The sequence below is a fragment of the Holophagales bacterium genome (assembly GCA_016699405.1).
Classification (GTDB): domain Bacteria; phylum Acidobacteriota; class Thermoanaerobaculia; order Multivoradales; family JAGPDF01; genus JAAYLR01.
Window position 1 is genome coordinate 660,307 of record CP064972.1, and the last position, 20,746, is coordinate 681,052.

The 20,746-nt window shown below is 70.5% G+C and carries 14 protein-coding genes; 8 read left to right on the top strand and 6 right to left on the bottom strand.

All coding sequences use genetic code 11. The features are described 5' to 3' along the window. Nucleotides 1–206 precede the first annotated feature (206 nt). Entirely contained in the window at nt 207–2,000 is a 1,794-nt protein-coding gene (locus IPJ17_02755; protein QQR74530.1) for a long-chain fatty acid--CoA ligase, read from the top strand. 115 nt (nt 2,001–2,115) lie between these two features. Here the strand turns inward: IPJ17_02755 and IPJ17_02760 are convergent, their stop codons facing one another. Further along, nucleotides 2,116–3,870: an NAD-dependent malic enzyme gene (locus IPJ17_02760; protein ID QQR74531.1), complete on the bottom strand. Its 1,755-nt coding sequence runs from the start codon at nt 3,868–3,870 to the stop codon at nt 2,116–2,118. A 78-nt stretch (nt 3,871–3,948) separates the two neighbouring features. On the opposite strand from IPJ17_02760, the gene IPJ17_02765 reads away from it, so the two are divergent. The 3 genes from IPJ17_02765 to IPJ17_02775 all read left to right on the top strand — a co-directional run bounded on the left by IPJ17_02765 (nt 3,949) and on the right by IPJ17_02775 (nt 8,827). Next, a complete protein-coding gene (locus IPJ17_02765) occupies nt 3,949–4,728 on the top strand; it encodes a hypothetical protein (protein ID QQR74532.1) in 780 nt (259 codons plus the stop codon). A 172-nt stretch (nt 4,729–4,900) separates the two neighbouring features. Then, complete coding sequence (locus IPJ17_02770) at nt 4,901–6,985, top strand: S9 family peptidase (GenBank protein ID QQR74533.1); 2,085 nt, start codon at nt 4,901–4,903, stop codon at nt 6,983–6,985. 372 nt (nt 6,986–7,357) lie between these two features. Next, nucleotides 7,358–8,827: a tetratricopeptide repeat protein gene (locus tag IPJ17_02775; GenBank protein QQR74534.1), complete on the top strand. Its 1,470-nt coding sequence runs from the start codon at nt 7,358–7,360 to the stop codon at nt 8,825–8,827. A 61-nt stretch (nt 8,828–8,888) separates the two neighbouring features. On the opposite strand, the gene IPJ17_02780 is transcribed toward IPJ17_02775, so the two are convergent. Then, complete coding sequence (locus IPJ17_02780) at nt 8,889–11,528, bottom strand: proprotein convertase P-domain-containing protein (GenBank protein QQR74535.1); 2,640 nt, start codon at nt 11,526–11,528, stop codon at nt 8,889–8,891. Nucleotides 11,529–11,834: 306 nt separating this feature from the next. Further along, a complete protein-coding gene (locus tag IPJ17_02785; GenBank protein QQR74536.1) occupies nt 11,835–12,290 on the bottom strand; it encodes a YaiI/YqxD family protein in 456 nt (151 codons plus the stop codon). Nucleotides 12,291–12,559: 269 nt separating this feature from the next. Here IPJ17_02785 and IPJ17_02790 point away from each other — a divergent pair, with 269 nt between their 5' ends. After that, nucleotides 12,560–13,522, top strand: coding sequence for a DUF1311 domain-containing protein (locus IPJ17_02790; protein ID QQR74537.1), 963 nt, complete (start codon nt 12,560–12,562; stop codon nt 13,520–13,522). A gap of 37 nt (nt 13,523–13,559) precedes the next feature. Here the strand turns inward: IPJ17_02790 and IPJ17_02795 are convergent, their stop codons facing one another. Then, entirely contained in the window at nt 13,560–15,254 is a 1,695-nt protein-coding gene (locus tag IPJ17_02795) for a bifunctional sulfate adenylyltransferase/adenylylsulfate kinase (GenBank protein QQR74538.1), read from the bottom strand. A gap of 96 nt (nt 15,255–15,350) precedes the next feature. Between IPJ17_02795 and IPJ17_02800 the strand changes: the two genes are divergently transcribed. Further along, nucleotides 15,351–16,658: a 4Fe-4S binding protein gene (locus tag IPJ17_02800; GenBank protein ID QQR74539.1), complete on the top strand. Its 1,308-nt coding sequence runs from the start codon at nt 15,351–15,353 to the stop codon at nt 16,656–16,658. Nucleotides 16,659–16,736: 78 nt separating this feature from the next. On the opposite strand, the gene IPJ17_02805 is transcribed toward IPJ17_02800, so the two are convergent. Further along, nucleotides 16,737–17,471 (bottom strand): DUF937 domain-containing protein, encoded by a 735-nt coding sequence (locus IPJ17_02805; GenBank protein QQR74540.1) that lies wholly within the window; start codon nt 17,469–17,471, stop codon nt 16,737–16,739. Between the two features lie 32 nt (nt 17,472–17,503). Continuing rightward, complete coding sequence (gene mscL / locus IPJ17_02810) at nt 17,504–17,938, bottom strand: large conductance mechanosensitive channel protein MscL (GenBank protein QQR74541.1); 435 nt, start codon at nt 17,936–17,938, stop codon at nt 17,504–17,506. A gap of 473 nt (nt 17,939–18,411) precedes the next feature. Between mscL and IPJ17_02815 the strand changes: the two genes are divergently transcribed. Together IPJ17_02815 and IPJ17_02820 are read left to right on the top strand one after the other, a co-directional pair. Continuing rightward, the gene (locus IPJ17_02815; protein QQR76071.1) at nt 18,412–19,455 is read left to right on the top strand and encodes a type IV pilus twitching motility protein PilT; all 1,044 of its coding nucleotides are present in this window, start codon (nt 18,412–18,414) and stop codon (nt 19,453–19,455) included. 8 nt (nt 19,456–19,463) lie between these two features. Continuing rightward, nucleotides 19,464–20,528 (top strand): type IV pilus twitching motility protein PilT, encoded by a 1,065-nt coding sequence (locus IPJ17_02820; protein ID QQR74542.1) that lies wholly within the window; start codon nt 19,464–19,466, stop codon nt 20,526–20,528. Nucleotides 20,529–20,746: the final 218 nt, after the last annotated feature.

Sequence of the window (20,746 nt, forward strand, 5' to 3'; positions counted from 1 at the left end):
CCCCGAGCCACGACCTAGACTCCGCCGAAAGCTCACGCCGGGTTGAATCGCCGGCGCTGCTGGTGAGCTCTGGTTCGTGCCCTGGCCGGACCGGAGCTGCCAGGACGGCCGTGCTCGTTCGCCGAACTCGCTGCCGCAGGCGACTCAGAATAGACTCCGACCGAACGGTTCGAGATTCTGTGGGGCCGCGCTCCTGGGGAGGGTGCATGGAATTCGTCGACTACCGCAGTGTGCACGAGATGTTGAAGCGCACGGTCGATCGCTGTGGCGAGCGGACCGCCTTCCGGACCCTGCTCGACGGCAGCGGGCGCAGCGTGTCGGTGACCTGGAAGGAGTTCTACGGCGAGGTGCGGACTGCCGCCAGGGCGATGCTCGCCCTCGGCGTCGGGCGCGACGAGAAGGTCTGCATCCTGAGCTACAGCTGCTACCGCTGGGTGCTGGTCGACCTCGCGGTGCAGAGCATGGGGTCGGCGACCGTCGGGATCTACCAGTCGCTGCTGGCCAAGGACTGCCGGCACATCGTCGACCATTCCGACGCGGTGCTCGTCTTCGTGCAGAACCGCCAGCAGCTCGACAAGATGCTCGAGGTGCGCGGCGAGATTCCGCGGGTGCGGCGCGTCGTGGTGATGGAAGGCGACGTCGAGGACGACGGTTGGGTGATGGGCTTCGAAGCGTTCCTCGCGTTCGGCGCGAAGGCGACCGACGAGGAGCTCGACGAGCGGATCGCCGCCGTCCGCCCGGGCGACATCGCCGCCCTCGTCTACACCTCGGGAACGACCGGGGTGCCGAAGGGCGCCATGCTCACGCACGACAACATCACCTTCACCGCGCAGTCGGTGCTCGGCTCGGCCGACATCCGTCCCGACGACGAGGTGATCCTCTTCCTGCCGCTCGCCCACATCTTTGCCCGCACCTGTGCCTTCACCGCGCTGATCGCCGGCGTCGCGACGACCTTCGCGCGCAGCCTCGAGACGCTGCCGGAGGACCTCAAGCTGGTGCGGCCGCACTGGTTCCCCTCGGTGCCACGGGTCTACGAGAAGGTCTTCACCAAGATCGTCAGCGGCGCCGAAGCCAAGGGCGGGGCGGCCCTGGCGATCTTCCGCTGGGCGGTGCGCGTCGGCGGCGAGGTGAGCGACTGCAAGGTCGCCAAGCGCCCGGTCCCGGCGTGGACTTCCTTCCAGTACGGCCTCGCGAACCGGCTCGTCTTCCACAAGGTGCAGGAGGCGCTCGGCGGGCGGGTGCGCTGGTGCATCAGCGGCGGCGCGCCGCTGACGCCATCGATCGGGCGCTTCTTCCACGCCGCCGGCGTGCTGATCCTCGAAGGGATCGGCATGACCGAGAACACCTCGTTCACCAACGTCAACCGCGTCGACGACTACCGCTTCGGTTGGGTCGGTCCGACCGGGCCGGGCATCGAGCAGAAGCTCGGCCCCGACGGCGAAGTGCTCTACCGCGGTCGCAACGTGATGAAGGGCTACTACAAGATGCCGGCGGAAAGCGCCGAGACCATCGCCGACGGCTGGTTGCACACCGGCGATCTCGGCGAGATCGATGCCCACGGACATCTACGCATCACCGGCCGCAAGAAGGACCTGATCATCACCGCCGGCGGCAAGAACATCGCGCCGTCGGCGATCGAGGGCGCGCTCACCACCTCGAAGTACATCGCCCAGGCCTGCGTCATCGGCGACCGGCGGCCCTTCCTGACCGCCCTGGTGACACTCAACGGGCCGAACGTCGAGGAGTGGGCACGCGGGCGCGGCATCGCGTTCAGGAACCTCACCGACCTCTTCGGCGAGACCCAGACCCACGATCTGATCCGCGCCGAGATCGCCCTGCGTAACCGCGATCTCCCCTCCTTCGAGACGATCAAGGACTTTCGCCTCGTCGAGGAGTTCACCATCGAGAACGGGCTGCTGACCCCGACGATGAAGGTCAAGCGCAACCTCGCCATGGAGCGCTACGCCGACCTCATCCGCGAGATGTACCAGGGCGCCTGAAGCACCGGCCGACGGGCGCTTGACGAGCGTTTCGCGGGCTCGTCGAGCCGGGGTTCGCCCATCGTGGCCGGGCGCCGCAGCGGGACAGGTGGGTCCAGGCCGTCCTCTTCGGCGCTCAGAGCATCCGCCGCCACCCCGGCCCCGCCGGCGCCGGATCGCCACCCGGTCGGAACGGCGAATACCTGGGCTCCCACTGCGCGCGGGCGATGATCTCGTCGTAGGTCGCGTCGTCGACGAGGCGGCCGAGACCGGCGTCGCGCGCTTCGATGGCGACCGCTTTCGCCACGGCGCGGGAGACGGCGCGGATGTCCTCCATCGGCGGGAGCAGGCAGCCGCGCGCCTCCTGCTCGGGCGTCACCAGCGCGCTCAGGGTGCGGCTGGCGGCGAGGAACATCGCGTCGGTAACCTTCGTCGCCTTCGCCACGAGAGCGCCGAGGCCGACCCCCGGGAAGACGTAGAGGTTGTTGCACTGCGAGGTCACCAGGACACGCCCGTCGACGTGCACGTCGGCAAACGGGCTGCCGGTGGCGATGAAGCCGCGCCCGCCGGTCACGGCGGCCATCTCGGTCGGCGTGCACTCGCAGCTGCTCGTCGGGTTCGACAGCGCGAGCACCACCGGCTCGGGCTCGTACCGCGTGACGATCTCGAGCACCTCCCGGCCGAAGAGGCCCGGCTGCGCCGTCACCCCGACGAGGACCGTCGGCCGGGCGTTGCGCACCACGTCCGGGAGGTCGATGCGGTCCGGCGAGGCGAGCGTCCAGCCGGCGAGGGCCGCGCGGGGCTGGGCGAACGGCTGCTGCCATGGCGTCAAGTCGGGCATGTCGTCGCAGATCAGGCCCGGCAGGTCGACGGCGAAGATCCGCTGGTGGACCTCGGCGTCCGACAGGCCCTCGGCCTTGAGCTGCGTCCGGATGTTCTGGGCGATGCCGATGCCGGCCTGGCCGAGACCGGCGATGAGGAACCGCTGGTCGGCGAACCGGCTCTTCTTGATCCGCACCGCGGTGGTGACGGCGGCGAGCGCGACGGCACCGGTGCCCTGGATGTCGTCGTCGAACGAGAGCACCCGCTCGCGATAGCGCTCGAGCAGCGTGAACGCCTTGTGCTTGGCGAAGTCTTCCCACTGGACGAGGGCATCGGGGAAGTGACGCTTCACGCCGAGGACGAACTTCTCGAGGAACTCCCAGTACGCGCTCCCTTCGAGACGCGGGTGCTTCCAGCCGAGATAGAGCGGATCGTCGAGCAGCGCCTGGTTGTGGGTGCCGACGTCGAGGCACATCGGCAGGCAGCAGGCCGGGTGGAGCCCGCCGGCGGCGACGTAGAGCTTGACCTTGCCGACGGGGATGCCCATGCCGTCCGAGCCGAGGTCGCCGAGCCCGAGGATCCTCTCGCCGTCGGTGACGACGATCAGCGAGACGTTCGGCAACGAGACGCTCTCCAGGATCTGGTCGATCCGCCCGATCGTGTCGGGGCTCAGGTAGACGCCGCGATAGCGGCGGGTGATGCGGCTGAGCTGCTGGCAGGCGAGGCCGACCGTCGGCGTGTAGACGATCGGCACCATCTCGGTGAGGTTGTTGACCAGGAGACGGTAGAAGAGCACCTCGTTGCGGTCCATCAACGACTGCAGGTAGATGAACTTGTCGAGGTCGTCGGACTTGCGCGCGTAGGCGTCGAGGATGCGCTTCAACTGCGTGTCGACGTCCGACGTGCCGGCGCCGAGGAAGCCGTCGAGGTCGAGCGCGCGTCGCTCCTCCTGGGTGAACGCCGAAGCCTTGTTGAGCAACGGGTCGTTCAGCAGCAGTTGGCCGCGCAGGTACACTTCCCAGAATTCTTCGCCGGTGAGCGGGTCGACTTTGATGGAGAAGGTCTTCACGATCCTCGTATGCTCTGCCGGCGGTCAAAGGTGCGTCAAGGCGGAGAGCCGAGGGAGACCGCGAACGGGAGGCGTTCGATGCGAAGGACCCGTGGAGCCCAGTCACTGTTCGCCGCTTGCGTCCTGGCGCTGGCGGTCGCCGCCGTCTCCGGCGGAGAGGTGCCATCCGTCCTCTCCACCGGACGGGTCGACGTCGCGGTGAACCCGCTCGACGATGCGCCGACCGGCGCGACGCCCCCGGCGAACCGGAGCGAGGCGAGCCGCGACGCCAGCGCCGGACGAGGGACCCCCGCACGGCTCTGGGACGACGTCGTGCGACAGGCGACCGCCGGAAGCTGGCGCGACGACTGGTTCTGGATCACCTCGTTCCGGCCGGTGAGCGACGCGGCGGCGAAGCCCGCCCTCGAAATGGCCACCTTCGCGCCGCTCGCCAACGGCGGATTTCGCTGGGTCTGCGTGTTCTACGAGCGCTGGGAGCTCGACGGAGACCCGGCTGCGGCACGGCCGGAGACGCCGATGACGCGGCGCTCGCTGAAGACGCGGTGCTGGCACAAGGGGTCGGCCGGAGAGTTCAAGTTCCTCGGCCGAGGCTCGCGCATCAACGTCCCCTTCAGCACCGACTGGGAGGAGATCCGATGGAATCGCCCTCCCATCCTCCCGAAGCCGCTCGCGAGCCGGCTGAGCGAGCTCCAGCAGCTCCTCGACGGCAAGCCGGTCGCCGCCCACGGCAACTTCGTCCCGGTCGAAGGGCTGGGCACGGTCCGGCCGGCGACGACGATCGCCCTCGGCGAACCCGCCGGGCGCGTCGAGCCTCCCGCCTGGAGCGAAGGACCCGGCGTCGTCTTCCCGCGCGACTGACACGCCGTCGCTCGAGCTTCACCGCGGTGGGCGCAGGATCATCTCTCGACGCCTTGCCTCCACCTTGCCGCGCCCGTCGGCGGCCCCCCTGCGCCGGACGAGCGGCCCGCGCCGGCCGTGCTAGCTTTCCTTCGTGCGCCATCGGCGCGATTCGACCGGAGGAGCTTCGACCATGAACGTGACCGCCACCCCGTGGCGTGCCTCGCGTGCCCTCGCGTTGGCCGCCCTGTTCGTCCTGACCTCGCCGCTCGGCGCGGCGACGCCGGGAGACCCGACACCCGCGACCGCGACGCGCGGTCCGATGACCGCCGAGACCCTCTGGAAGCTGGCGCGGATCGGTCCCCCGGCGATCTCGCCCGACGGCGCCTGGGCGGTCGTCGGGGTGACGCGCATCGACCTCGCCAAGGACGCCGGGAAGTCCGACCTCTGGCTCCTGCCGACCGCCGGCGGCGAGGCGCGGCAGTTGACCACCCACGAGGCGAGCGACTCGAGCCCGGTCTGGAGCCCCGACGGCAAGTGGATCGCCTTCGAGTCGAAGCGCGAGGGCGACGAGGACGGACAGCTCTATGTCATCCCGGTCAGCGGTGGCGAAGCACGCCGCCTCACCTCGGTGCCGACCGGCGCCGAGAGCGTCAAGTGGTTCCCCGACTCGCAGCGCCTCGCCTTCGTCTCCTGGGTGTGGACCGACCTCGCGACCTGGGAGGATCAGGGCAAGCGGTTGAAGGAGCGCAAGGAGTCGAAGGTCAGCGCCAAGGTCTGGGACAAGGCGCCGATCTCCTACTGGGACCACTACCTCGACGATCGCGAGCCCCACGTCTTCTCGATCGCGCTCGCCGGTGGCGAGCCGCAGAAGATCACCCTCGGCACCGGCCATTCGCTGACCCGCTCGGAGCCCGGCACCGGCTCCTACGACATCGCGCCGGACGGCACCGAGGTGGCGTTCGCCTCCGACATCGACAAGAGCGGCGTCGACGGCAACCTCGACATCTTCGTCGTGCCGGCCACGGGCGGCACGGCGCGCGATCTGACGCTCGACAACCCGGGAGACGACGACGGTCCGCTCTACTCGCCCGACGGTCGCGCGCTCGCCTTCGGACGGCAGACGATCAAGGGCTTCTACGGCGATCGCGTCCGCCTGGTGCTGCACGACCGGGCGAGCGGCACCAACCGGGTCGCCACCGACGCCTGGGACCGTTCGGTCGGCGGCCTCGTCTGGGCTCCCGACTCGCGCTCCCTCTACGGCGCCATCGACGACGCCGGCACCAGCCGCGTCTACCGGATTGCCCTCCCCTGGGGCGCGCCGACGGCGGTCACGCGCGAACGCAGCTTCTCGTCCCTGGCGCTCTCGGCCGACGGCAAGACGATGGTCGCCCTGCGCTCGAGCTTCGTCGAGCCGCCCACGCTCGTCCGCGTCGACCTCGCCAGCGGCGCGGCGACGGCACTCTCGACCTTCAACGACGCGATCCTCGCCAACGTCGACTGGGGCACCTACGAGAGCGTCACCTACGCCGGCGCCAACGGCGAGCCGGTGCAGATGTGGGTCAACTACCCGCCGGGCTTCGACCGCACGAAGAAGTACCCGTTCTACCTGCTCCTGCACGGCGGCCCGCACAACGGCGTCACCGACGCCTGGCAACCGCGCTGGAACGCACAGATCTTCGCCGGCTGGGGCTACGTCGTCGCCTGGCACAACTTCCACGGCTCGAGCGGCTTCGGGCAGGCGTTCACCGACTCGATCAACCCGTTGCAGTCGGAGCTGCCCTACCAGGACACGATCCTCGCGGCGCGCTGGTTCGCCGCCAAGCCCTGGATCGACGCCAAGCGGATGGCTGCGGGCGGAGGCAGCTTCGGCGGCTATCTCGCGACCGTCCTGCTCGGGCGCGAGCATCCGTTCAAGACGCTCATCGCCCACGCAGCGGTCTACGACTGGTACACGCAGATCGGTGCCGACTACGGCGCGGGCAAGAGCCGCCACGGCGAGTTCTGGCAGAAGCCGGAGATCTTCAAGACCTCGTCGCCGCACTACCGCGCCGGCAACTTCAACACGCCGACGCTGGTCATCCACGGTCAACTCGACCTGCGCGTGCCGGTCAACCACGGCGTCGAGCTGTTCAACACCCTGCAGAACCGCGGCGTGAAGAGCCGGCTCGTCTACTACCCGGACGAGAACCACTGGATCCTCAAGCCGAACAACTCGCTCTTCTGGTACGCGACCTGCCGCTCCTGGCTCCAGGAGCTCCTCGGCAGCGGATCGTGAGCCGTCCGGGGGCCGCGCCGTCGCCGGCGCGGCCCCGTTCCTCCCGCACCACCCGACGACATCGCTGACCTCGGCGCACCTCGCGGTGCGGCCGCCTCGGGGGGTGGCACGCCGCTCCGGCTCCGGGAGCCTCCCGCCTTCGCGTGCACCATGGGACGAACGGCTCGCGCCGCGGGGCGGACCGTGTGCCCGCACGGACCGGAGGCCGATGGCACGGGACCAGTCGCGCGGCAATTCGGGCTTTGCGCGGCAACCCGCCGCAACCCGACTCCGCTCTTCCCGTACCCAGCTCACGGCCCAGACAGCCACTGCCCGGACCGCTGATCGCCCGAGCGCGACGTTCGGGCGATGCCCCGCGGGAAGGAGAACCCCATGACCTCACGCCGCTCGTCCGCTGCCCTCCGCCTTGGACTCGCTCTCGCTCTCGCCGGCGTCGCGTCGCTCGCCTTCGCGGCGGATGCGGCGCCTCCCGGCAAGGTCCCGATCACCACCGCCTCCCCCGACGCACGCGCCGCCTATCTCCAGGGGCGCGATCTCGCCGAGCGGCTCCGCGTCCAGGAGGCGCGGCCGTTCTTCGAGAAGGCGGTCGCTGCCGATCCGCAGTTCGCGCTCGCCTGGCTCGGCCTCGCCAACACGCAGCCGAGCCCGAAGGCGTTCTTCGAGAAGATCGCCCGGGCGGTCGCGCTCGCCGACCAGGTCTCCGACGGCGAACGGCTCGTGATCCGCGGCGCCGACGCCGGCGGCCGCGGCGACGTTGCCGCGCAGCTCAAGCTCTACGAGGAGCTGGTGCAGAAGTTCCCCGGCGACGAGCGGGCGCTGCTGCTGCTCGCCAACACGCACTTCGGCACGCAGCGTTACGGCGAGGCGATCGCACTCTACGAGCGGGCCGCGAAGATCGCTCCCGGCTTCTCGCAGATCTACAACCAGCTCGGCTACAGCTATCGCTTCCTCGGCGAGATGGCGAAGGCGGAGGCGGCGTTCAAGAAGTACACGGAGGTCCTCCCGGACGACCCGAACCCGTACGACTCCTACGCCGAGCTGCTCCTCAAGCTCGGCCGCTTCGACGAGTCGATCGCCCTCTACCGCAAGGCGCTCGCCGTGCGGCCCGACTTCGTCAACTCGCAGTTCGGCATCGCCACCTGTCTCGATCTCCAGGGGAAGGGGAGCGAAGCACGCCGCGAGCTCGACGCGATGCTCGCCGCGGCACGCGACGACGGACAGCGCCGCGCCGGCCTCTTCGCCAAGACGGTCTCCTACGCTTTCGAGGGGAACTTCGCCGCCGCGCAGGGCGAGATGAACAAGCAGCTCGTCCTCGCCGAGAAGATCCACGACGCCCTCGGCATGGCCGGCGACTACGTGCCGATGGGTGACCTGGCTCTCGCCGCGGGCGACGCCGCGGCTGCCGCCGGGTTCTACAGGAAGGCGGTCGACACGGTGGAGGCCTCGCCGAACGTCGCGCCGGCCAACAAGGAGAACCAGCGGCGCTTCGCGATCTACACCCGGGCGAAGGTGGCGCTCGCCCAGGGCGACCTCGCCGCGGCGAAGCAGGAGTCGGCGGCGCTTAGCGCAGCGGTCGCTGCCTCCGGCAATCCGTTCCAGGTGCGACTGGGCCACGAGATCGCCGGTCGCATCGCGCTCGCCGAGAAGAAATGGGCCGCGGCGATCACCGAGCTCGAGGCGGCAAACCAGCTCAATCCGCTGAACCGCTACCACCTGTCGCAGGCCTATGCCGGACAGGGCGACGCCGCCAAGGCCAAGGCGCTCGCCGAGAGCGCGCGCCACGACAACACCCTCGTCAACCTGAATCTCGCCCTGGTGCGCTGGGAGATGAAGGGGAGCTGAAGCAAGCGGCCCCGGTTCCCTGGCGGGGACCGGGGCCGTACTGCGCGATGCGCGGGTCGCTCTACACGGTGCGCCGGCGCAGGAGCACGATCGCCAGGCCTGCGAGGACGAGTGCGAGCGCGGCGATCCCGAGGCCGGACAGCGTCGGAATCTCGAGCACGCTACCGGTGACGACGATCACCGTCGGGTCGGTGGCCCCGCCGACCGTCGGGTCGTCGGTGGCAGCCGTCGCCTCGTTGCTGCCGTTCCCGTCACCGTCGTAGTGGATCGTTCCCTGGTTGCTGATCGACTGGCCGATCGTTCCAGGGTTGACGGTGGCGGTGATGGTGATCGTCACGTTGCCGCCGGCGGGAATCGCCCCGTTCCAGGTGACCGTGTTCGTGCCGAGCGTCGCCACCGCGGTCCCGCTCGTCGCCGTCGCCGAGACGAGCGCGAGGGTCGCCGGGAGGACGTCGACGAATTCGTCGCCGGCGTTGTCCTGCTGCGGTCCGGTGCCGGTGTTGCTCAGTACGACGGTGTAGGTCACCGTGCTGTTGACCGCGAAGGTACCGGCTGCGGTCTTCGTGCCGCCGACGAGCGCCGGCAGCGGAGCATCCACTCCGAGAGTCACCGTCGCCGGGTCGCTGACACGCGCGCCGTTGGTGGCCCGATAGGTGAAGGCGTCCGGGCCCCAGTAACCGACGTTCGGAACGTAGGTGAAGGAGCCGTCCGCGGCCAGCGTCAACGTGCCATGCAGCGGGCTCGAGAGCTGTTGCGCGGTGAGCGGAAGAGCTCCCGGATCGGAGTCGTTGACGAGAACACCGGGGGCGGCGACGTTCAGCGTGACGCCGAAGGGCGTGGTGTACGCGTTGCCGCCTGCCGATGGAGGAACGGCGCACGGTACGCTGTGCGTCGCATAGAGGCTGTAGCTGAAGGCGGCGTTCTCGTACATGCGGCCTGAGACGAACCAGAAGGTACCGCCCACGCCCACACCGGCCGAGCCGTAGACCTGGTGATTCAGGGAGCCCGGAAGGTACCAGGCATTCGTCACCTGGTCGAACACCAGGTAGTAGTTCGAGGCCGTCAGCGTCGCGAGGTAGCCACCGGCGAGAATCAGGTAGCGGTCGTTGATGACGCCTTCGGCCGCTTGTACCCAGCCGGTCACCCCGAGCGCGGCCGGGAGGCTCGTGCCCGTCGACCAGGTGCCGAGCGCCGGGTCGAAGATCTCCATCGTGCTCACGAACGTCGAGGAGGCGCTGCGCCCGCCGACGACGTAGATCTTGCCGCCGATGACTCCGGCCATGGCGCCCAGACGAGCCGAGCTCATGTTGGGGAGCGTCGTGTCCCAGGTGTTGGCGATCGGGTCGTAGGCGTAGATGGTGCTGAGGTAGGTCGTGCTCGACGTTCCGCCGCCGATGACGTAGTACTTCCCGCCCACGGTGACGCCGGCGTAAAGCATGCGGGCGGCCGGCAGCGTCGCTCCGGTCGACCAGGAGTTCAGCAGCGGATCGTAGATGTAGAGCGTGTTCGAGCCGGTCGTCGTCGTCGACCCGCCACCGGCGACGTAGATCTTCCCGCCGATCGCCACGGCGCGGGTACCGGTGCGGACAGCGGGCATGTCCGCCCCCGCCGTCCAGCTACCGCCGGCGATGTCGTAGATGTCGAGGTAGGCGCGAACCGTCGGGTCCTCGCCACCGATCTTGTAGAGCTTGCCGTTGTCGTAGACGAGCGAGTGGTAGCGCACGCCGCGACCCGTGGTGAGCGAGGCGACATCGGCGAAGGCGTCGAACAGGTCGACGGTGGTGGCGGCGGTGGCGCTCGAGGTCAGCGCCCCGGAGGTGGCGTCGACCGTCAAGGTGTCGGTCGCGGGGAATTGGGCTGCGCTGAGGGGTGTCACTTCGACCGAGAAGGGCGCGGAGTTGCCCGCAGCGACAGGTCCCACGGTGGCCGGCCCGCTCGCCGGGAAGGTCGAAGAGTAGGCCAGATCCGCGGTGAGCGGCGCGGCGGTCGCATTGAACAGATCGAGATCGTAGGTCACCGGCTCGCCGGGACAGCTTGCCGCGTTCTGGGAGGGTGGGAAGAGACCGACGCCGTCGATCGACTGGAAGTAGAGCGACCACTGGTTGATCGTCCCGGTGTCGCCGGTGGCACTGTCGCAGAACTCGAGCGTCCAGGTGCCGGCCGCCGCCTTCCCTTGGAATGCCGAGAGGGCCTGGATCGGCTGGAAGGTGTAGGCGTAGGTCGGCGGGCTGGTGCTGCAGCCGGCGACGTTGTGAGCGGTGGTGCCGTCGATGACGCCGGTGGCGGAGTCGTCGAAGAGGACGCTCACGTTGTCGGCCGAGCTCCCTTGGCCCCACAGGACCTGGGTGACCGTGGTGCCATCGGGGCCGCGCAGTTGGAGCCGCAAATCGCCGCGGTAGGTGTGCGTGATGCAGAGGCCGACGTTGAGGTCCGACACGTAGAACGAGTCGGGAACCGTGATGGTTGCCACCGTGTTTCCGGTGGTGCAGGAATTGTCCGGTACGGCGATCGGGGTGTTGTTGTGGTAGGTGTAGGCAGCTTGCGGCGCACTGCCCGCGCCGCGATCGACCTCGGCGCGAACGTAGGCAGGGGCTACCGACTCCTGCTCCCCTCCCTTGGTCGTCGCCTGGGCACCTGCAGAGATCAGGATGGCCAGGCCGACGGCTGCGGCAAGCCGATCCCACATCGTTCTTCTGTCCATCGTTACCCTCCTCACGTCACGGAATCCGACTCGCCGCACGGGAGCATCCCGGAACGGCCCTTTCGGGCGCTGGCGATAATCGGACTAACCAGGTCGCGGACTATGGTGCAGGAAAAGTCGTGGTGCGGCAAGGGCCAGCGCCGGGCCCGCCTGTCCCCCTCCGGGAGACGTCGCGGCGCCGATCCTGGCGCCGGGGGCGAGAGGCTGCGAAACCGTTGAAAGGAAAGGAGGATGGATCTCGGAGGCCACAGCCGCCCGGCGAGACCACCCGCCGCGAGGGGCGGCGAGACGACGAGCGGGGCGCTCCTAGGTCTGCCGCCCCGTCCGGCGCAGCGCCTCGTCGAGGGCGTGCAGGAAGCGCGAGCGGTCCTGGCGCGAGAAGGGCCCGGGTCCGCCACCGAGATGGCCGAGCTCCCGCAGGTCGGCGAGCAGCTCGCGGGTGGCGAGTGCGGAGCCGATCCCCTCCTCGGTGAACGGGTGGCCGTCGGGAGCGAGCGCTCGTGCACCGGCGGCGAGGCAGCGGGCAGCGAGCCGGATGTCGGCGGTGACGACGACGTCGCCGGGGGCGGCGCGCTCGGCGATCCAGTCGTCGACGTCGTCGAGCTGGCCGCTCGCCACGACGACGAGCTCGATGCCCACCTCGAGCGGCACACGCTGACGGGAATTGGCCACCACCACGACCGGCACGGCGAGCCGCCGCGCCACGCGGTAGACCTCCTCCTTCACCGGGCAGGCATCGGCATCGACCAGGATCCGCGGCATCGCTCGCCGAGCGTACCGCGGTCGGTGCCGCGGTGACGGCGAAGCCCTCGAGAGCCGCTGCGGACCGGGAAGGGTCGTCCGAGTGGGCTCCGGTTGTCCCCGCAGGAGAACCGGACCCGCAACGAGGAGGGGGGTGCGATCGCCACCGCGTCCACGAAGCTCCCAGGAGGGCGGTGACGTTGGTGACGTACCGCCGACGGCCGGGCGAGCCAGAATCGGTCGCTCGAGCTCGTTCCGACGAGCCGCACCTCGCGAAAGGGAGACCCTGCATGATCCGCCAGCGATCGCTTGCTCCATTCGCCGTGGGAACTGTCCTTGCGGCGAGCTTCGCTTTCGACCCCCTTCTGGCCATCGACTGCGCCAAGGCCGCCACACCGGCGGAGCGGACGGTCTGTGGCTCGGCGGAGTTGTTGCGGCTCGACCGCGAGCTGAACGCAGCGTTCCAGAGCGCCCGGGATCGGACTCCGCAGGGGGAACGCGACGCCCTGCGCACCGCACAGCGCCGTTGGCTCGAAGAGCGCGATCAACGCTGCGGCGGCGCGGCGGCCTGTCTCGCCGAGGCGCTGCGCGCTCGCGTGGCCGCGCTTCGCGCTACGCCGGGAGACGCCGCGGCGGCCGCCTCGCCGCGGTCTGCCGACGCGGTGCGGGTCGAGATGGTCCGCCGCCGCGAGAGCAAGGACGGCAGGATCGTCTGCGAAGTGAGCTATCCGCAACTCGTCGGGCTGACGAACCGGGAGGCCGCGCAGCGTCTCAATCGGGCGATCGAGCACGAAGCGACGACGCCGTCCTGTGACCCGGGCATGATCGGCGACTGGTCGTGGGCGGGCGAGGTCACGCAGCTCGACGCGCGCTTTCTCGCCCTGCGTGTGGCCGTCAGCGGCTATTGCACCGGCGCCGCCTACCCCAACGAGTTCTTCGCCGGAATGGTGTTCGACCTGACGACCGGCCGGTCGATCGACCTCCCCGCGATCCTGCGACGCGACGAGGCCAGCCGGAACCGACTCGCCGAGCTGCTCGCCCGGCACCTGCCGAGCGGGCTCGACGAGGAGTGTCGCGAGCCCTGGGAGGAGTTCGTCGCCGCGCCGGGAGACCGCTTCTCCTTCTGGATCGATCACGACCGGCTGGTGATCGAACCGCGCTTCATCCATGCGCTCGCCGCTTGCAGCGACGAGATCACCCTCTCGACGAGCGAGCTGCGACCGCTGCTCGTTCCCGGCGGTCCGCTCGATTGATCCGCCGAGGCGACGGGCGGTCGCGCGACGCTGAGCCTCAGCCCCGCGCCTCGGAGCCCGCTCCCTCGGCGGGCAGATGGCCTGCCTGGCGCAAGAAGGCAACGATCCGCTCACACCCCTCGGCGGGTGAGAGCTCGCTCGTGTCGACCACGAGGTCGGCGTCCTCCGGCACCTCGTACGGATCGGAGATGCCGGTGAAGCCGGGGAGAGTGCCGGCGCGCGCCTTGGCGTAGAGCCCCTTGGCGTCACGCTGCTCACAGGTGGCAAGCGGCGTGGCCACGTGGACGAGGACGAAGGAGGCGCCGGCCGCCGCCACCGCGGCGCGGACCTCGCGGCGCGCCGCGTCGTAGGGCGCGATGGCGGCGCAGAGGGCGATGCCGCGGTGCTTGCCGATCTCGGCGGCGACGAATCCGATGCGACGGATGTTGAGGTCGCGGTGCTCGCGCGAGAAGCCGAGCTCGGAAGAGAGCACCCGGCGCACCAGGTCGCCGTCGAGCAGCGTCACCGGTCGCGTGCCGATCTCGAGCAGCCGGTCGAGGAGCGCGCTCGCCAGCGTCGACTTCCCCGAGCCGGAGAGACCGGTGAAGAAGATCGTGAGCCCGCGCCGCACCAGCGGCGGACAAGTCTCGCGCAGCTCGCGCTCGACCTCCGGGGTGGTGAACCAGGAAGGGATCTCGCGTCCGCTCGCAAGCCGCTGCCGCAGCTCGGTCCCGGAGAGCTCGACGACCGCCTCGCCCGGCGCGATCTCGTCGGCGCTCTTGTAGGCCGCGTCGCGCTCGCTGTAGACCATCTCCGGGAACGGCAGAATGCGCACTCCGATCTCGTCGCGATGACGCTCGAGCAGCGCCTGGGCGTCGAACGGTCCATAGAAGGGGCGGCCCTGCCGGTCGGTACCGGGACTCGCGTGATCGCGCCCGACGATGAAATCGGTCGCCCCGTAGTTGCGGCGGATGAGCGCGTGCCAGAGCGCTTCGCGCGGGCCGGCCATGCGCATGGCGAGCGGCAGGAGGGCGAGCAGGACACGTCCCGGCGGGTAGTGCGGCAAGACGGCGCGGTAGCAGCGCACCCGCGTGAAGTGATCGACGTCGCCCGGCTTCGTCATGCCGACCACCGGGTGGAGCAGCAGTCCGCCGCCGCCGGCGAGCGCGCGCAGCGTCAGCTCGAGGTGAGCCCGGTGGAGGGGATTGCGTGTCTGGAAGGCGACCGCGCGCTCCCAGCCGCGCCGGGCGATCTCGGCTCGGACCTGCGCCGGGGTGAGCCGGAGATCGAGCGAGTCGTGGTGGCGCGGCGCGGCGAGTCGCTCGGTGGGTCCGCCGACTGCCCAGCGGTTCTTGCGGGCGAAGAGGTGGTCGACCCCCGGATGCGTCCGGTCGAGCGTGCCGTAGACCTGCTCGGCGGTGGCCGCCGGATCGAGCTCCCAGACCTCCTCGACCCGCTGCACCGCGAGCGGGAAGCCCTCCGGGTCACGCAGCAGCAGGGCGTCACCGGCGTGCAGCGCCCCGGCGACCTCGGCGGACACGTCGAGCGTCACCGGAATCGGCCAGAGGGCCCCGCTCGCCAGGCGCATCGACGCACAGACGGACTCGTAGTCGGCCCGACCGAGAAAGCCGTCGAGCGGCGCGAAGGCGCCGTCGAGCAGCAGCTCGAGGTCACAGAGCTGTCGCGGGGTGAGCCGCCACGAGGGCGCCTGGGAGAGACCGAGAGGGACGGGAACGGGCAGCGGGGTCGGCATGAGGCAGCGACGACGGCGGATCCTACTGCAGCCGCGGACCCGCCGTCGCGCCGGCACCCGCACACACGCCGTATGATGCCGCCGGACACCGTCGCCATGGGACACCTCGCCGGCAAAGACCTCCTCCGCCAGGTCGGCGAGAAGCTCGACGGCCTGCCGTTCCGCGCGCCGTGGAACGAGACCCTGCGCGCCGTCCTCGCCGAGCTCTACTCTCCCGACGAGGCCGAGCTCTTCGTCGCCATGCCCTATGGGCTCGCCACCGCGCCGCGCATCGCGCGGGCGCTCGGGCAATCCGAGGCCGTGGTGCAGCGCCGGCTCGAGTCGATGGCCGATCGTGGGCTGGTCGTCGACCTGCTGGTCGGCGACGAGACGCGCTACATGCCGAGCCCGCTCGCCGTGGGTCTTTTCGAGTTCACGATGATGCGCTCCGGCGATGGCGTCGACTCCGCGCGGCTGGCGCGGCTCTTCCGCGACTACATGGGCGACGGCGCCGTCTGGGCGGCGAACGCGCAGGACGGCGCACGGGTCAACATCATGCGCGCGCTGCCGCACGAAGAGGCGCTCGCCCCGCACGTCGAGATCCTCGATTACGAGAAGGCGAGCGCCCTCGTCGAGCGCGCCGAGCGCTTTTCGGTCGGCATCTGCTCCTGCCGGCACGAGCGGGAGCACGCCGGCGGACGCGAGTGCGACGGGCCGCTCGAGGTCTGCACCGCCTTCGACGGCGGCGCCGACTTCCTGGTGCGACACGGGCTCGCCCGCGCCGCGAGCCGCGAGGAGATGCGTGACCGGCTGGCGCGCTCGCGCGACGAAGGGTTGGTGCTCTCGGCCGACAACGTGCAGCGCAACGTCGGCTTCATCTGCCACTGCTGCCGCTGCTGCTGCAACCTCCTGCACGGCTACCGCGATTTCGGCAGCGCCAACGCGATCGTCACCGCCAGCGTCGTGGCGCGCGCCGACGAGACGACCTGCGAGGCGTGCGGCAACTGCGTCGCCGCCTGCCCGGTCGGCGCGCTGGCGATGACGCCGGTCTCGGCCGATGCGGAGGAGGGTGCGCGGAGCGTCGCCCGCGTCGACGAGTCGCGCTGTCTCGGCTGCGGCGTCTGCGCTCTCGACTGCGCCTTCGACGCGCTCCATCTCCACGCCCGCGCGCAGCGTGTCCTCCACCCGGAGACGACCTTCGAGCGCGTCATCCTGCAGTGCCTCGAGCGGGGAACCCTGCAGAACCAGATCTTCGACGACCCGGGCCGGCTCACCCACACCGTGATGCGCGCCATTCTCGGGGCCTTCCTGCGCCTGCCGGCGACGAAGAAGGCGTTGATGAGCGATCTGCTGCGCTCGCGCTTCCTCGGGCTCCTCGCCGCGGGCGTCCGCGCCTCGGGCGGAGGCGCGGCACTGGAGATCTGAGCGCCTCCGGCGAGCGGGTTTCCCCCCGCAGACGACCGCGGCGAGGCGCGACGGGCGAGCCGAGCGGCCGGCGGGCGGCTAACGCCCTCCGCCGAGCAGCCCGCCGAGGATCGACGCCCCTTGGGCGGCGAGTTGGTCGAGCCCGCCGTCGTTGTCGAGCAGACTGCCGAGGCCGCCGCCGGGAGCCGGCGCCCCCGGCGTCGCTCCGGTCGAGCCCGACAGGGCGCTGCCGAGCAGGTCGCCCAGCCCCCCTCCTCCCGTGCCGCCGGACCCACCGCCCAGCAGGCCGCCCAACAGACCGCCGAGGCCGCCGCCGCCCGACGCGGCACCGCCCGGCGCGCCGCCGCCGAGCAGGCCACCCAGCACGTCACCGAGACCGCCGCCGCCCGACGGCGCCGCCCCGCTGCGCGCCCGAGCGAAGAAGGAAAGGACGACCGGAACCAGCATCGCGAGCAGTTGCGTGACCTGCTCCCCGCCGAGGCCGCTCGCCCGCGACACGGCGCCGCTGACCGAATCGGCGCGGTGACCGAAGATCTCGCCGAGCGGACCGGCACCCGCCCCACGCCCGCCGCCGGCGAAGAAACCGGCCACGTCGTCGAGGATGCTGCCGTCGCCGTTGCGGTCGAGCATCGCCATCAGGTTGTCGGTGCCACCGGCCTGTGCCGCCTGACGGCCAAGTCCGGCGAGCAGCATCGGCAGGGCGGCGGAGACCGCCGAGGCGGTCTGGTGGGCCGGGGCGCCGATCTGGCCCGAGAGGCGGTGGATCGGGTCGCCGCCGAGCTGCTGGCCGAGGGCTTCGAGAAGGGCTTGCATGGGTCTCTCCTTGCGGGGGTTCGGTCGGGCAATCAACGCCCGGTCTGCAGCGCGTTGCGGATCTCGCGCAGCAGCACGATCTCTTCCGGCGGGGCGGCGGGCGGCGCCGGGGCCGCGGCTTCCTGGCGCTTGGCCAGGTTGATCGCCTTGACCATCAGGAAGACGATCCAGGCGAGGATGAGGAAGTTGACGAGCACCGTCAGGAAGGCGCCGTAGGCGAAGACCGGAACCCCGGCGGCACGGAACGCCGCGAGGGTCCGCTCGAGCCCTGCGGGCGGATCGGCGAGCGGCACGAAGAGGTTGCTGAAGTCGAAGCCGCCGACGAAGCGCCCGACGACGGGCATGACGAGATCGTTGATCACCGAGTCGACGATCTTGCCGAAGGCGCCGCCGACGATGACCCCGACCGCGAGGTCCATCGCGTTGCCCTTGACCGCGAACTCCTTGAACTCCTGGGTGAATCCCATGGCTCATCTCCTTGCACCGGCGGCCGGCGACTCCGCCGACCCCGATGCGGACGGGACGACTTTCCCACTCTACCCCTCCCCTCGGTCCACGGCCATGACGAACCACCCGACCGCCTCCGTCCGGCGCTGATCTTGACTCGACGCCGACCCTCCCCTAACCTCCGGACGGCGTGACTCCCAATCAGGAAGCGACCCTCCTCGGACGGCTGGCGGTCCATTACAAGCTGATCACCTCCGATCAGCTCGCCGACGTGACGCGCCAGCAGGCGCGGCTGGGTGGCGTCCCGGCGCTCGGCGACCTTCTCGTCGAGCGCGGCTGGATCTCGGCCGCTCAGCTCAACCGCCTGCTCGCCGTGCAGCGCGAGGTGCTGGCCAAGCCAAACGCCGTTCCGACGCCGGCCAAGCCCGCGGCCGAGCCGGCGACCGCGCCGCCGGTGGCGGTGGTCGCCAGCGCCGCGAAAAGCGACAGCGACCTGCGGATCGACCGGCTGCTGCGCTACGGCGTCGACCGACGAGCGAGCGACGTGCACTTTCATGCCGGGCTGCCGCTGCGGTTGCGCCGCAACGGCCGACTGGAAGACCCGGAGGGCGAGCCGATCCCCAATCGGCTGATCGACGCACTGCTCGACGAAGTGCTCGCGCCACCGCTGCGACGCGACCTGACCGAGCGCGGCCAGACCGACTTCGCCCACGAGATTCCTGGCGTCGCCCGCTTCCGCGGCAACGCCTACCGGCACCAGAACGGGACCAACGCGATCTTCCGGGTGATCCCGCCGCGCCCGCCGACGCTCGAGGAGCTCGGGCTGCCGCCGGATCTCGCCCGCCTGACCAACTTCTCGCAGGGGCTCGTGCTCATCACCGGACCAGGCGGCTGCGGCAAGTCCTCGACGCTTGCCGCGCTGGTTCGGCTGATCAACGAGGAGCGGCGCGAGCACATCGTCAGCATCGAGGACCCGATCGAGTTCGTCCATCCGCCCGCCCGCTGCGTGGTCAACCAGCGGCAGGCCGGGCGCGACACCGCGGGGTTCGTGCGTGCGCTGCGCGCGGCGTTGCGCGAGGACCCCGATGTCATCGCCATCGGCGAGCTGCGCGACCTCGAGACGATCTCGCTGGCGCTGACCGCCGCCGAGACCGGCCACCTCGTCCTCGCGACGCTCCACACCGGTTCGGCGGTGCGCACGGTGGACCGGCTGGTCGGCGTCTTCCCTCCCAGCCAGCAGCCGCAGATCCGCGCCATGCTCTCCGAGTCGTTGCGCGCGGTGGTCTCGCAGCGGTTGGTGCAGCGCAGCGACGGCCAGGGCCGCCTGGCAGCGCTGGAGATCCTGATGGCCACGCGCGCCGCGGCGAACATGATTCGCGAGAACAAGACGTTCCAACTGCGCTCGATGATCCAGACCGGCTCGACGCACGGCATGTGCCTGCTCGACCAGTCGCTCCTCGCCCTGGTGCGGTCCGGGCGCGTCACCCGCGAGGAAGCGCTCGTCCACTGCGACGACCCGAAGGTCTTCGCGAGCTGAGCACGGCGATGGGCGACCTCTTCGATCTCCTGCGCTACACCGTCGAGCAAGGCGGCTCGGACCTGCATCTGGCCGCCGGCATGGAGCCGAGGGTGCGACGCCACGGGTTGCTCGAGGCGATTCCGGGCTGGCCGACGCTCGACCACGCGACCCTCTCCCGGCTTCTCCCCACCGTCGTCTCCGAGAAGCAGTGGCAGGAGTACGTCGAGCACGGCGACCTCGACCTGGCGCTCGGCCTGCCCGGAGTCGCACGCTTCCGCGTCAACTTCCTGCGCCAGGAGCGCGGCGCTGCCGCGGTCTTCCGCGTCATCCCCGAGCGCATCATGTCGCTCGAGGAGCTCGGCTTCCCGCCGGCGATCTCCAATCTCGCCGACCTGCGCGCCGGCCTGGTGCTGGTGACCGGTCCGACCGGCTCGGGGAAATCGACGACGCTCGCGGCGGTCATCCACCGCATCAACATCATGTCGTCGCGGCATATCGTGACGATCGAAGACCCCGTCGAGTTCGTCCACCAGAACCGGCGCTCGGTCTTCTCGCAGCGCGAGCTCGGGACCAACACGGAGAGCTTCGCCTCCGCGCTGCGCAGCGCCATCCGTCAGGATGCCGACGTCATCCTGGTCGGTGAGATGCGCGACCTCGAGACCGTCTCGCTGGCGCTCAAGGCGGCCGAGATGGGCGCTCTCGTCTTCGGCACCCTGCACACCAGCAGCGCCGCGAAGACGATCGACCGGCTGATCGACGTCTTCCCCTCCGACGAGCAGGAGCAGGCGCGACTTTCGCTCTCCGAGTCGCTCGTCGCGATCATCGCCCAGCACCTGCTGCCGCGCCTTGACGGCTCGGGGCGCATCGCCGCGCTCGAGATCCTGCTCAAGACCTCGGCGCTGCCGAGCATCGTGCGCGAGGGCAACCTGCCGATGATCCAGAACCTGATCCAGGGCGGGCGCAACCTCGGCATGATCGCCATGGACGACAGTCTCTTCGACCTCGTCGATCGCAAGCTCGTCTCACCGCACGACGCCTACCTGAAGGCCCAGGACAAGTCGCGCTTCGAGCCGCTCCTCGGCGAAAGCTGAGCGGAGCGCGCTTCGTCGCGCCCCCGCCACGGCTTCGCGCACCGCCCGTCACGCCCTCGTCTTCCTGACGCCACGCCGCGACGGCAGCATCGGCATCGGAGGTTCCGATGCCCGAAACTCGTTCCGCCGCCGTTCTCCCCCGCCTGCGCGCGCTGGAGCTCGCCGTCTGCCTCGCCTGCGCGCGCGTGCAACGGCGTCAGGCGCTCGCCGCACTGCTG